This window comes from Niallia sp. CD-39 (genome assembly GCF_059874745.1).
Map to the genome: position 1 here is coordinate 913,672 of NZ_JCBCPS010000001.1, position 13,940 is coordinate 927,611.

At 38.4% G+C, this 13,940-nt stretch carries 11 protein-coding genes; 1 reads left to right on the top strand and 10 read right to left on the bottom strand.

The window, feature by feature from the left end; translation table 11 throughout:
* Positions 1-12: 12 nt before the first annotated feature.
* The 4 genes from buk to AC6F34_RS04685 form a co-directional block, all read right to left on the bottom strand.
* Complete coding sequence (gene buk, locus AC6F34_RS04670) at positions 13-1,119, bottom strand: butyrate kinase (RefSeq protein WP_500769427.1); 1,107 nt, start codon at positions 1,117-1,119, stop codon at positions 13-15.
* Between the two features lie 131 nt (positions 1,120-1,250).
* Positions 1,251-2,354, bottom strand: coding sequence for a branched-chain amino acid dehydrogenase (bcd, locus tag AC6F34_RS04675; protein ID WP_500769429.1), 1,104 nt, complete (start codon positions 2,352-2,354; stop codon positions 1,251-1,253).
* A gap of 30 nt (positions 2,355-2,384) precedes the next feature.
* The gene (gene yqiS / locus AC6F34_RS04680) at positions 2,385-3,290 is read right to left on the bottom strand and encodes a phosphate butyryltransferase (RefSeq protein ID WP_500769431.1); all 906 of its coding nucleotides are present in this window, start codon (positions 3,288-3,290) and stop codon (positions 2,385-2,387) included.
* 166 nt (positions 3,291-3,456) lie between these two features.
* Positions 3,457-5,526 carry a sigma 54-interacting transcriptional regulator gene (locus AC6F34_RS04685; protein WP_500769433.1) on the bottom strand — a complete coding sequence of 690 codons (2,070 nt, stop codon included), beginning with the start codon at positions 5,524-5,526 and terminating at the stop codon, positions 3,457-3,459.
* A gap of 200 nt (positions 5,527-5,726) precedes the next feature.
* On the opposite strand from AC6F34_RS04685, the gene AC6F34_RS04690 reads away from it, so the two are divergent.
* Complete coding sequence (locus AC6F34_RS04690; RefSeq protein WP_500769435.1) at positions 5,727-5,990, top strand: DUF2627 domain-containing protein; 264 nt, start codon at positions 5,727-5,729, stop codon at positions 5,988-5,990.
* Positions 5,991-6,073: 83 nt separating this feature from the next.
* On the opposite strand, the gene spo0A is transcribed toward AC6F34_RS04690, so the two are convergent.
* The 6 genes from spo0A to dxs form a co-directional block, all read right to left on the bottom strand.
* Complete coding sequence (gene spo0A, locus AC6F34_RS04695; protein ID WP_500769437.1) at positions 6,074-6,868, bottom strand: sporulation transcription factor Spo0A; 795 nt, start codon at positions 6,866-6,868, stop codon at positions 6,074-6,076.
* 464 nt (positions 6,869-7,332) lie between these two features.
* On the bottom strand, positions 7,333-8,622 hold the full coding sequence (gene spoIVB / locus AC6F34_RS04700; RefSeq protein WP_500769439.1) for a SpoIVB peptidase: 1,290 nt from the start codon (positions 8,620-8,622) through the stop codon (positions 7,333-7,335).
* A gap of 133 nt (positions 8,623-8,755) precedes the next feature.
* Entirely contained in the window at positions 8,756-10,435 is a 1,680-nt protein-coding gene (gene recN / locus AC6F34_RS04705; protein WP_500769441.1) for a DNA repair protein RecN, read from the bottom strand.
* Positions 10,436-10,450: 15 nt separating this feature from the next.
* Positions 10,451-10,900: a transcriptional regulator AhrC/ArgR gene (ahrC, locus tag AC6F34_RS04710; protein ID WP_500769443.1), complete on the bottom strand. Its 450-nt coding sequence runs from the start codon at positions 10,898-10,900 to the stop codon at positions 10,451-10,453.
* A gap of 233 nt (positions 10,901-11,133) precedes the next feature.
* Complete coding sequence (locus AC6F34_RS04715) at positions 11,134-11,979, bottom strand: TlyA family RNA methyltransferase (RefSeq protein WP_500769446.1); 846 nt, start codon at positions 11,977-11,979, stop codon at positions 11,134-11,136.
* Positions 11,980-11,983: 4 nt separating this feature from the next.
* Entirely contained in the window at positions 11,984-13,876 is a 1,893-nt protein-coding gene (gene dxs / locus AC6F34_RS04720; protein ID WP_500769448.1) for a 1-deoxy-D-xylulose-5-phosphate synthase, read from the bottom strand.
* Positions 13,877-13,940 lie beyond the last annotated feature (64 nt).

The following is a 13,940-nucleotide window of genomic DNA, read 5'->3' on the forward strand; positions in this document are numbered from 1 at the left end:
CTCCTTTATTTCTTAAACTGTTGCTTCTTTTTTCAATGGTCCAGGGTAAACTTTTGCATCTTCTTCTTTTTCAAGAACACGTAATGCACCTTCAGCCAACGCTTGAAGCTCGTCCTCACCTGGTTGAACAATAATATCAGCGATCCAATTCACACGCTTACTGATATCTGCTACGAAATCTTTTCCGTATGCAAGTCCACCAGTAATGATGATTGCATCAACTTTACCTTGTAGAACGGCACTAGCAGATCCGACTTCTTTCGCAATTTGGTAAGCCATTGCAGAGTATACTAACTCCGCTTTTTTATCGCCGTCTTTAACCATTTGCTCAACTTTAATTGCATCGTTTGTCCCTAGGTATCCAACAAGTCCACCTTGTCCAACTAGCATTTTCATGATTTCATCACGGTAGTAATCACCAGAGAAGCAAAGGTCGATTAATCCACCAGCAGGTACTGTACCAGCACGCTCTGGGCTAAATGGTCCTTCACCATGAAGTGCGTTGTTTACATCGATTACACGACCTTGTTGATGAGCTCCTACAGAAACTCCCCCACCCATATGGGTAACGATTAAGTTTAATTCGTTGTATGGTTTACCAAGCTCTTTCGCAACTCTTCTCGCAACAGCTTTTTGGTTTAAGGCATGGAAAATACTGACACGATCGATCGCTGCGAACCCGGAAATTCGTGCAATTTCATCTAATTCATCAACAACAACTGGGTCGACGATGAATGAAGGGATGTTTAATCCACTTGCAATTTCGTATGCTAAAATTCCGCCAAGGTTTGAAGCATGTTGGCCAGCAAAGCCTTCACGTAAGTCAGATAACATTTCTTCATTAACTGAATATGTGCCACCTTCGATTGGCTTTAATAAACCACCACGGCCACATACTGCTGTTAATTTAGAGATGTTGAAGCCTTCGCTATCTAAAGTTTCTAGAATTGCGTTCTTTCTAAATTCATACTGATCAATAATATTTCCAAAAGATTCAATGACATCTGTATCATGCCTTAACGTTTTTTCAAATACAGAAACATCGTTATCGAATACGCCGATTTTCGTAGATGTTGAACCTGGGTTGATGACAAGAATTCGATTTGTTGTATCTTGCACGAGTGAAACCTCCCATTAAAACATAAGTTATCTGATAAAAGTGAATATGGTTAATTTAATGAAAAACATCTCATATGAACGGCAAAGGCGCTGAAATTTTCAGCGCTTTTGCATTTATATATAGAAGTAAATTATTTTTTACGGCTTAAGATGTGGTGTCCATTTTGTAAGAAAGTGCTGCGAGATTTTGCCATTCTAGCAATTCTTTCTTCAGCCATACGGTCAGCAGCTTTGTATGTTGGAATTCCGTCACGCTTAGAAATTTCCATAACTTTTGCAATTGTATCGTATAATCCTTCAACTTTCTTCATTGCACGCTCAGCATTGTAACCGTATAATTCGTCTGCAACGTTGATTACTCCACCAGCATTGATTACGTAATCTGGTGCGTAAACGATACCCATTTCGTGGATAATATCGCCGTGGCGCTCTTCTTTTAATTGGTTGTTAGCAGAACCAGCGATTACTTTAGCTTTTAATTGTGGAATTGTTTCATCGTTGATTGTCGCACCAAGAGCACATGGAGCATAAATATCACACTCAACGCCATAGATTTCGTCTGGTTCAACAGCAGTTGCACCGAAATCATTTACTGCACGTTGTACTGCTTCTTTATTGATATCAGTTACGATTAATTTCGCGCCTTCTTCGTGAAGGTGTTTACATAAGTGGTACGCTACGTTACCAACACCTTGTACAGCTACAACTTTACCTTCTAAAGAATCCGTTCCGAACGCTTCTTTTGCAGCTGCCTTCATACCTACATAGCAACCATAAGCAGTTACAGGAGATGGGTTACCTGAAGAACCGAATGCTGGAGAGATCCCAGTTACATAATCAGTTTCTTCATGAATTAAGTCCATATCAGCTACTGTAGTACCTACATCTTCAGCAGTAATATAACGACCATTTAATCCTTGCACATAACGACCGAATGCACGGAATAGCTCTTCGTTCTTGTCTGTTTTAGGATCGCCGATGATAACTGTTTTACCGCCACCAAGGTTTAATCCAGCAGCTGCGTTTTTGTATGTCATTCCTTTTGCTAAACGAAGAGCATCTTCGATTGCTGCTTCTTCAGAAGCGTAAGTCCACATACGTGTTCCACCTAATGCTGGCCCTAAAGTTGTATCGTGAATCGCGATGATTGCTTTTAATCCAGACTCTTTATCTTGGCAAAGTACTACTTGCTCATAATCATATTTCTCAAGGTATTTGAAGATTTCTAATTCCATTTTACTATTCCTCCCAAAGGGTGTATTTGATTAGTTTGATGCAGAACAAATTGCTAATGCTAATGAATATAGTTTACTTTCAGCTGAGTCAGCACGAGAAGTAAGAACGATTGGTGCTTTTGCTCCTGCAATCACTGCTCCAACCTTCGCATTTGCGAAGTAGATTAGTGATTTGTAAAGAGTGTTTCCAACTTCAATCGTCGGTACTAATAAAATATCAGCTCTTCCTGCTACATCGCTCTTGATGCCCTTATGCTCAGCAGCGATTTGAGAAACTGCGTTATCAAGAGCAAGAGGACCATCAACGATGCATCCTTTAATCTGACCACGCTTGTTCATCATTGTTAACGCCGCTGCATCTAAGGTAGCTTGCATAGCCGGGTTAACTGTTTCAACAGCTGCAATTGGAGCAACAAGTGGTGTATCCACACCAATGCTTTGAGCAATGCCAACAGCGTTTTGAGCGATTTTCGCTTTTTGAGATAGATCAGGAGCAATGTTCATTGCCGCATCTGTTACGATTGTAAATCGATCATAACCAGGCACTTCGAATACTGCTATGTGTGATAACACACTTCCTGTTCTTAAGCCGTATTCTTTGTTCAATACAGCTTTTAAAATAACGGCTGTTGGGACGTTCCCTTTCATAAGAACATCTGCTTCTTTATTTTTAACAGCTTTAACAGCTAGTTCTGCCGCATGGGCACCTGAATTGGCATGAGTAACCGTGATTCGGTCGCTCGAAAGAAGATTTTCACTCTTTTCACCGAGTAATTGTGTAATCTTCCCTTCATCCCCGAATAATAGGAATTTAGCGAGATCCTGTTCAATTGCTGCAGAAATTGCATCAATGACTTCATGATCTTCAGCAGCTGCAACCGCTACTGTTTTTTCGCCTAATTGGGTTGCTTTTTTAATAAGCGAATCCAATGTCATATGTCTCAACCCCTTTTCCATAAAGCACTATGTCTGTTTCTAAGTCGTAGAACAGAGGATGCATTTATCACTTTTATATAATGCAAGTTGCGTGCCAACTTTAAAATCCATTGAAAACGCTTTATTCATCAGATTACAGCACGAAAATTATTGCGCACTATGCAAATTATTGCACGCTATTATTTGCAAGGTTGTACTTATCCATTTTGTAATATAAGTTGCGGACAGATAAACCGAGATTTCTTGCAGCTAATGTTTTATTGCCATTAGCTTTCGTTAAGGCATTTTTAATTAGATTCGCTTCATATCCATCCATCATCTCAGATAATGTTGCATTAGGATTTATGATGGCACTTGGCGAAATTTCTGTCTGTGAGGATTGTTTATTCATTAAAGATGGCAAATGATGCGCATCAATTATTGTCTCGTGGTAGTTCATAAAAATAATTGCTCGGCCAATAATGTTATCCAATTCACGCACATTTCCTGGCCACTCATATTGAGATAGCTTCTCTAACGCAAAATGTGATAGGCTTTCAACATTTCTTCCATAATCCTGATTCATTTTTTGTACTAATCTATTTGCTAATAATGGAATGTCTTCTTTCCGCTTCCTTAGTGGTGGAATATGGATCGGCATTCGATTTAACCTGTAATATAAGTCTTCTCGGAAAGAACCACCGGCGATGGCTTTCTCCAAATTCACATTTGTTGCAGCGATTACACGTACGCTAATTTGAATGGGTTTTGTCCCACCAACACGAGTGATTTCACCTTCCTGAAGCACCCTTAGTAGTTTTGCCTGAGTTCCTGCAGATAACTCTCCTATTTCATCAAGAAAAATACTTCCTTTGTCAGCTTCTTCGAATAATCCCCTTTTTCCACCGCGTTTCGCTCCAGAGAATGCCCCCTCTTCGTAACCGAAAAGCTCACTTTCTAACAAAGACTCAGATAATGCTGCACAGTTCACCCGAACAAATTTATTAAATTTGCGATCACTAGCATTATGGATCGCATGAGCAAACAGCTCTTTACCAGTTCCAGATTCTCCACGCAATAACACAGTTGCTGGCGTTTTCGCTCCTAGTTTAGCCTGCTCTATTGCTAATGTCATTTCTTCTGAATTTCCGATAATATCTTGAAATGAATATTTAGCCTCGAGGGTTCGAATAATTTGTCTAGCGCGTGTTAGCTCCCGGTTTAAGCTTTGAATTTCTGAGACATCATGTAAAACCCCGACACTTCCTTTTAATTTACCATCTACAATAACTGGCGCTACATTGACAACAACTTCTTTTTTATTCGGCCCTACAAGCATCGTTACTCCACGAATGGCTCTTCTCGTATTCAATACTTTCATGTGAACACTTTCACCTTCAGATATATCAGCTGTTGCCGGCTTCCCAATTACCTCATCCTCTGATAGTCCGGTAATACGGGAATAAGCTGGATTGATTAGAATCCCGTTCCCTTTCTCATCAACAACTGAAATCGCTTCATCACTCGAGTGAATGATTGCTTGCAGCATCGTTTTTATTTCTTTAAGGTCTGTAATCTCTTCTGCTAGGCTTACAACCTCCGTGATATCTTTAAAAACAGCAACCGCACCAATAAGTGTGCCATCCACTCCAATGATCGGGATTCTCGTTGTGATGATTTTCTGTCCATTGCTTAATTCGAATTCTTGATTCACTTCCATACGGCGTGTATGCAGCACATGCGGCAAGCGACTTCCTTTAATTACTTCTGTCACTTTTTTTCCCATGGCATCTGTTTGAAGTGTGCCTGTCATCACCGCAGCACTTCGATTGTATAAAATGATTTCCTCCAACTGATTAATTACAATCATGCCATCATCAGTTGAGTTGAAAATGAGATTAAATTTGTCGGTCTGATTTTTTAATGTTTCAATTAATCCTGCCTTTTCTTCTAGCAATTGTGCAATAAGAAAGGCAACCATATGTGGAATAATGACCGTATTCCGTCCTCTATTTTCTCTAAGCTCATTTAAGACATGCTCTTCACCCGTTGCCTCTATAATGATGTCTATTTGATTGGTCAGAAAAGACTTCCAATCATCTCCGACTTGAATTCCATCTTTTCTCGCTAATCGAACACCTTGAGCATTTAAATTACGATCTATGACAGCTACGACATTTAATACTGCTGTTTCTCTGAGTAATTTTAATATGGCCGTGCCGCCTTTTCCCGCTCCTACAATCATGACCGTTTGCATCGTATTCCCCCTAAAAGTGAAATAAATTGCAAATTTTCTAAAAACCGCGCAATTATTTTCATACTCTATTTTAACCAATTACAGTGGCGATTGACAAATAATCGAGTTTCGTCACTTTATGAAAAATTGTGTATAATGAGGGTGTATAAAAAATTTGAAGATCCTATTTGAGGATACAGAAGAAAAAGTGAAGTGATGATATGATTCGACTTATTGCATTATTAATTTTAATTATCCCCGGCGCAATTGGTATGTACGGGATTAAACTTATGAGGGACATGCTATTTGGTATTTTGCAGCCACCTTTTCCCGCACTTTGGCTTCAGTTTATTGGAGGATTCTTAATGTTAATCCTCGGAGTTGGATTCGTTGCCGGCTTCGTCCTACATCGTGATCGCAAAAATAAAAAAGTGCAAAAGCGCTTTTCACAAGAACGAAGCGAAAGCACTGAAAAAGAGGGCTAAGAATTACTATGTAAAACCTCCAAAAAACAGCCACACCCGAATTGTTTTCGAGTATGGCTGTTTTTTATTTGATCCTAACCCTTTCAAGAAGCTTTATGCTCTAAGCGTAGCTTATCTGCAACCATAGCGATAAACTCAGAATTTGTAGGCTTTGCTTTTGTCATGCTTACCGTATATCCGAATAACGACGAAATAGACTCAATATTCCCCCGGCTCCATGCTACTTCAATCGCATGACGAATTGCACGTTCTACTCGGCTCGCTGTCGTATTGTATTTTTTTGCAATGTCTGGATAAAGGACCTTTGTAATAGATCCTAACAATTCGATATCGTTATAAACCATTGAGATTGCCTCTCTTAAATACAAATAACCTTTAATATGCGCAGGCACACCAATCTCATGAATAATAGTCGTGATACTAGCATCCAAGTTCTTTGGTTTCGATTCTGACTGCTGCTGAGAACGATATGTATTCACTGCAGGCTTTCGGACCATTACGGAGGATTTGTCGCTTACTTGACGAATATGACTTGCTAAATTGTCCATGTCGAAGGGTTTTAAAATAAAGTATGATGCCCCTAAATCTACGGCTTTTTTTGTCACATCTTCTTGACCAAATGCAGTTAACATGATGACGTTCGGGTGCTTAATATTCATTGACTTTAATTTTTCGAGCACCGCAAGTCCATCTAAATGAGGCATGATTATATCGAGCACAAGAACATCTGTCTCCACTTCCTCTAATATATCGAGACAGTCCTGTCCATTATGCGCTAGACCGACTACTTCCATATCTTCTTGAGAAGATAAATATTCTTCTAATAATGATACAAGTTCGCGATTGTCATCAACCACACATACCCTAATTTTCTTCACTAACATTTCCTCCTCAAATCCATTCTTGGTCTCTAATGGTTTCTATTATCTATTCTAAAGGACAAATTCGACAATGCAACTAAAATTCCTTTCAAAATATTTATTTTCTTTAAAAATCCTATAAAAACGTTATTTATCTTTTATTTTCTCAATTTTTCGACCTTATTCGCCAGTAACTGCTACAATCATTGCAATTGTCGAATTTTCTTCGTGTTATTTACTTTTATTAAGAATCAACTTCCTTTTATACTAATACTTTTTAGTAAGCACGCTCCAACTTCAGTGCTTTCATTTATGACTTCGCGGAAGAACATATTTCGGGATTATCAACTGTCGCTTTTATGAGTCAGAGTAACATTTTACTCAGATATCCTAAAGGTTTGTTTCAGATGGACAGTTCAAAAAAAAGAAAAAGCTCATTTCAAAAGTAAAATTACTTTTGAATTCGCTTTTTCATTACAATTTTATGAGGCTTTATCCACACCGTTATCATATATATTAATTCCAGCTTCATTTAACATCCATTCAATGTGAACGCCATACCCTGAAGTCGGATCATTTACAAAGACATGTGTGACTGCACCGATAACTTTATTGTTTTGTATGATTGGACTTCCACTCATCCCTTGTACAATACCGCCTGTTTTTTCTAATAATTTTTTATCTACTACTTTTATGACCATTCCCTTTGTTGCGGGAAACTTTTGTGGAATGGTGCTTACAATTTCAATATCAAATAATTCAACCTCATCATTTTCAACGACAGTTAAAATTTGCGCGGGTCCTTCTTTTACTTGATGAGACAATGCAATAGGAAGAGGTAAATCCATTATTCCGTTGTCAATTTTTTGATTTAATTCCCCAAATATACCGAAGGGACTATTTCGAACGATCGTTCCAATTACCTTTTTATCTTCAGAAAACCTTGCTAATTTTTCACCTGGGTTGCCATTGCTTCCTTTCTCAATCGATGTGACCGTTGAACGAACAATTTGACCGTCATCGACTAAGATTGGTTTTTTGGTATCCATATCGGATATGACATGCCCTAATGCCCCATATTTTTTTGTTCCTGGATGGTAAAATGTCATTGTTCCAATCCCAGCTGCAGAATCGCGAATATAAAGCCCTAGCTTATATACTTCTTCCCCATCTTCTTTTACTGGTGATAATTGCGTATTAATTTTTTCGCCTTCACGATTAACGACAATTTGCAAAGGACGATTCGTTTTTCCTGATTCTTGGACAAACGGGGCTACATCCGCCATTTTTTCTATTCTTTTCCCGTTGATTTCAATAATCATATCGCCGACTTTAATTCCTGATTTTTCACCTGGTGATGATTTTCCTGCTCTAGTGGGAATTTGGTGATGCCCAACCACAAGCACACCTACTGAGTTTAGCTTTACTCCAATCGATTGTCCTCCGGGGATCACACGAAAATCCTTCAACACATTTACATCCACTTTCTTTACTGGAAACCCTGCAATCTCCAATAAAACTTCACTTTTCCCAAAATCCTTTGCCAATAAGGATACTGCCTCTGATTCGTCTTTTACGAGCACACTGCCTGATTCTGTTGATACTTGTGCAGTCACTTGTTCTGCTTTAGGCAACATTACATGCTCACCTTCAAAAACCGTCACACTATGCGGTATTTGAATATATGTTTGAAAAGGTTTATAAAATAAGATTGAAATCATCGAAACAAGGAGAATTCCACCAATACATTTTCGTACAAACTCACTCTTCAATTTTTTTCACTCTCCTCGCTTCAAGTCCACCTGCTTTTATGAAATGGCTACATCTTTAATCTTGCCTGCATTCGCCGCATTTATAACCTTCATCCACATAAAAAGCTATCCTTCTTTGGATAGCTTTTCATGTCTATTTTAACTTTGAAGCAAGAGCTAATAGTTCTTTAGCATGTTGTTTCGTTAAATCGGTAATTTCTACCCCAGAAATCATTCTTCCGATCTCTTTTATTTTTTCATCCTCTGACAGTGATGAAACAAACGTCTTCGTACGTCCTTTTGTCGTGTTTTTTTCTATGTACAAATGAATATCAGCCATAGCTGCTACTTGAGGCAAATGGGATATGCACAATACCTGTGATCCAACTGCTACCTTATGTATCTTCTCTGCGATGGCTTGAGCAACTCTACCACTGACACCTGTATCGACTTCATCAAAAATAATTGAGGTAACACCTTGATGTTTTGAAAAGATGCTTTTCAACGCAAGCATAATTCTTGATAATTCTCCTCCTGAGGCAATTTTTAATAATGGCTTTAATGGCTCACCAGGATTTGTTGCAATATAAAACTCCACCTCATCAATTCCATTCTTCATAAAATCATCCGACTTTGTAAAATGGACTGAAAAAACGGTTTTAGCCATATATAACTCATTTAATTCTTGATGTATCATTTTAGTCAGTTTATCTGCAGCTTTCTTTCTGATTACCGTTAATTCTTCTGCTTCAACGTTTAGATCTTTTTCAATTTGCGTTAATTGCTTTTGCAAATGATCAATATGCGTTTCTTTATTCTGCAAGGTTTCAATTTCTTCTTCAATCTTTGCAGCATATTCTAGAATATCAGAAACACTGTTCCCATATTTCCTTTTTAAAAAATGAATTTCATTCAGGCGATTTTCGATTTCATTCAACCGCTGAGGGTCGTACTCCAAGAAATCCAACTCGTTACGTATCGTTCTCATGGCGTCTTCTAATTGATAGTAACTAGAAGTGAGCGACTCGGAAACAGGCTTGTATTTTGAATCCAATGTTGCGGCTTCTTCAATATGATTCATCGCTAAACCAAGCCATTCAATCCCTTTACGTTCACCTTCTAGTGCATAATAGCCTGTTTTTAGTGAATCAAAAATGCGCTCAAAGTTAGCTAAGCTCTGCTTTTCTTCAAGAAGCTTTTCATCTTCTTTAAGTTGTAAATTCGCTTTTTCAATCTCATCGTACTGAAATTGTATTAGATCAAGGCGATGTGCCATCTGTTGCTCATTTTCACTTAAGTTTTTTAGCTTTTTTCTCGTTTGATCATACATCCGAAAAAGCTCTTCATACTCAGTAAGCGCTTTTGATAATTTCCCACCCGAAAACTGGTCTAGAAGTGATAGGTGTCGAGTTTCATCCATTAACTCTTGGTGCTCATGCTGTCCATGAATATCAACCAACGTTTGGCCAATCTCCCTTAAAACAGAAATTGTCACAAGCTTTCCGTTCACTCGACATACACTTTTTCCTGATCTATAAATATCTCTTCTTAAGACGATCATATCGTCTTCAATTTCGATTCCAAATTCTTGAGCTTTTAAAACACATGGATGGGCATTGCTTTCCAGTAAAAATAACCCTTCTATCTCTGATTTCGCCTCACCATGTCTAACAAAATCAACGGAGCCTCTTCCGCCCGCTATTTGGTGAATCGCATCAATAATAATTGATTTCCCAGCTCCCGTTTCACCTGTTAGAACTGTTAAGCCCTTGTCAAAAGAAATGGCTAAGTCTTCAATAATCGCAAAGTTTTTAATGCTCAATTCAATTAACAAGTTGCTCACCCCTCTTTACAGCATGTCTAAAAATCTGTTTGAAACTTCTGTTGCGTCGTCAGGTGTTTTACATATAAGCAAACAAGTATCATCCCCACAGATTGTGCCTAAAATCTCGTCCCATTCTAAGTGGTCGATCAAGGAACCGATGGCCATGGCATTCCCAGGCAATGTCTTCATCACCAATAAATTTCCTGCTTGGTCAATGCGAACGAATGCATCCATTAAACTTCTCTTTAATTTTTGCAATGGATTAAACCTTTGATCTGCAGGCAAGCTGTACTTGTAACGACCATCTTGTAATGGCACTTTAACTAGATGTAGCTCTTTAATATCTCTTGATACAGTTGCCTGCGTTACATTAAATCCAGCATTTTTCAACTCATCAACTAAGTCGTCCTGAGTTTCTATTTCATTCATTGTAATGATTTCGCGTATTTTAATATGTCTTTGCCCTTTATTCAAATTCGTCACCTCAATATGGGGAAATGTTCAATTTATTCTTTTACCTTTTCCCTATTCATCTAAAAGCAAGCATGTTTTTCATTTATATGTTAGCCGAAAACAACAGGATTGTACATATTTCTTCCCAATTATGTCAAACGAATTTTAAAGAAGCCCTTCTTTAGACATAAATTGATTCTAATCAAAAATGGACAAGACGTTCTTGAATCAAAAGAAAAGGAATAAGCACCAGCTTATTCCTTTTCTTCATTTTTTGCTTTCAATTGTTCATGTGCTTGAGCCACAATGTGATTGATTGGTTGTAAAAGTTCATTTTTCCCCACTTCATCTGTCTCCCCATGCCAGTGCAAGTGTAAAAGAAATTCGATATTCCCATCTCCACCTGTTATTGGAGAGTAGGATAACTCCTTTACATCATACCCTTGTTCTAACGAGAACATCGTAATTTTTTCAAGTACTTGTTCATGTACCTTTTTGTCACGTACGATCCCTTTTTTACCGACTTGTTCGCGTCCAGCCTCGAATTGGGGTTTTACAAGAGCAATGACATCGCTGTTTGGGACAAGCAATGTTTTTAATACAGGTAAAATCAATTTTAATGAAATAAAGGAAACATCAATGGAAGCAAACTCTGGCATTCCATTCTCTAAATCGGCTGGCGTCACATATCGAAAATTTGTTCTTTCCATAACAGTGACGCGTTCATCTTGTCTCAACTTCCAAGCTAATTGATTGTAGCCTACATCTAAAGCATACGAGTGTTTTGCCCCGTTTTGTAGCGCACAATCAGTAAAGCCACCTGTTGAAGAGCCGATATCAATCATGATTTTATCTTGTACAGTAACCTTAAATTCCTTCAACGCTTTTTCAAGCTTATATCCGCCTCTGCTAACATAAGGCATAACATTCCCTTTCACTTGAAGTGGAATGTCAACTGCAACCTTTTCACCAGGCTTATCTAAACGTTCTTCATTCGTATACACAATTCCAGCCATGATGGCTCTTTTTGCTTTTTCTCGTGTTTCTATTAGTCCTCTATCAACTAACAAAACATCGAGTCTTTCCTTTTTTTGTTTCATAAGATTATGCCCTTTTTTGTTTTTTGCCTACGATTAAGCCAATCCGTTTAACCGCTTCTTCCGTTGTCAATCCAATCTCACGAAGGAGCTCATTCACACTTCCATGCTCAATAAACTCATCTGGTATACCCATTCGATCAATCTCCGCATGATGATAGCCGTGTTCATGTGCAAATTCTAGCACATAGCTACCGAATCCACCTTGAAGGACTGCCTCCTCGATCGTTAGAATCGGCATATTCATACCTAAAATCGAATGAAGCATTTTTTCATCCATCGGTTTAATAAACCTAGCGTTTACAACTTTAATTGAAAACCCTTGCTTTTCTAGCATTGCTGCAGCTTCCATTGCCATAGGAATTGTCGTGCCAAACGTAAGAATTGCTGCATCATTTCCTTCTCTAAGTACTTCCCAAGTACCAATTGGAATGGAATGAAGCTTTTCATCCATAGGAACACCGTAGCCATTTCCTCTTGGAAAACGAAGCGCAATTGGACCGTCATTGTATTCTAAAGCTGTATGAACTAAATGTTGTCCTTCATTTTCATCCTTAGGCATCATGATGACGATGTTAGGCAAGTGACGTAAGAAGGCGATATCATAGACACCTTGATGTGTTTCACCATCAGCCCCTACCAATCCAGCACGATCAATGCCGATAAAGACATTTAATTTTTGCCTGCAAATATCATGAACAACTTGATCGTATGCACGTTGTAAAAACGTTGAATAGATCGCTAAGAACGGCTTCATGTTTTGGGTTGCTAAGCCTGCTGCAACTGTTGCAGCATGTTGCTCCGCAATCCCTACATCAAACATACGATCTGGGAACTCTTTAGCAAATCCTTCAAGCTTTGAGCCAACCGGCATTGCTGGAGTAATTGCTACAATTCGCTCATCATTTCTTGCAAGTTTTCGAACCGTTTCACTCACTAGGCTGCTCCATGCTGGTGGAGGGTTGACTGGCTTAACAAAATCGCCTGTTTCCATTTTGTAAGGTCCTGTTCCATGCCAAGTACCTCTTGTATCGGTTTCAGCAGGATCATAACCTTTCCCTTTTTTGGTAATTACGTGCAATAACACCGGGCCATCTGTTTTCTTCGCATAGGCAAGGTTTTCGAATAATTCTTCGTAATTATGACCATCAATTGGTCCAAAATAAGTAAAGCCTAACTCCTCAAAAAACATACCTGAGACGAATAAATACTTCAAGCTATCTTTTAATCGTTCTGCCGTCGTAGCTAATTTACCACCTACAGCAGGAATTTTTTTCAGCAGCATCTCAAGTTCATCTTTTACCCAATGATATTTACCTGCTGAACGAAGTCTTCCTAATACATGATGAAGAGCACCAACATTTGGCGCAATTGACATTTCATTGTCATTTAAAATAACAATAATATTCTTCTTTTCATCCCCAATGTGGTTCAGGGCTTCTAATGCCATTCCACCAGTTAAAGCTCCATCACCAATTACTGGAATCACATGTGAATTTTCCTTTTTCAAGTCACGTGCAATCGCCATGCCCATTGCAGCTGACAATGAAGTTGAACTATGTCCCGTTTCCCAAACGTCATGCTCACTTTCAATCATTTTAGGAAAGCCACATAATCCTTTATATTGTCTTAATGTATCGAATTGATTCGCACGCCCTGTTAAAATTTTGTGGACGTATGATTGATGGCCAACATCCCATAAGATTTTATCGTTTGGACTATCGAAGCATTTATGCAAAGCAATTGTTAACTCAACCACTCCAAGATTTGGTCCAATATGACCACCTGTATGTGATAATTTTTCAATTAGAAACTTTCGAACATCTTCACTTAATGCCTCTAATTGCTTGTTAGACATTTCTTTTAAGAAAGTCGGGTCTTTGATCGATAACAGATCCATAGACTGACACTTCCTTTCATCTCTTTATCGTTCTTAATATGATAATCATTGTCTATATTATAAC

Excerpts from the sequence above, each read along its gene's own strand:
- AC6F34_RS04685 (WP_500769433.1), bottom strand. The coding sequence starts at position 5,526 with ATGCAAACGGTCATGATTGTAGGAGCGGGAAAAGGCGGCACGGCCATA.
- bcd (WP_500769429.1), bottom strand. The coding sequence starts at position 2,354 with ATGGAATTAGAAATCTTCAAATACCTTGAGAAATATGATTATGAGCAA.
- AC6F34_RS04690 (WP_500769435.1), top strand. The coding sequence starts at position 5,727 with ATGATTCGACTTATTGCATTATTAATTTTAATTATCCCCGGCGCAATT.
- AC6F34_RS04715 (WP_500769446.1), bottom strand. The coding sequence starts at position 11,979 with ATGAAACAAAAAAAGGAAAGACTCGATGTTTTGTTAGTTGATAGAGGA.
- yqiS (WP_500769431.1), bottom strand. The coding sequence starts at position 3,290 with ATGACATTGGATTCGCTTATTAAAAAAGCAACCCAATTAGGCGAAAAA.
- dxs (WP_500769448.1), bottom strand. The coding sequence starts at position 13,876 with ATGGATCTGTTATCGATCAAAGACCCGACTTTCTTAAAAGAAATGTCT.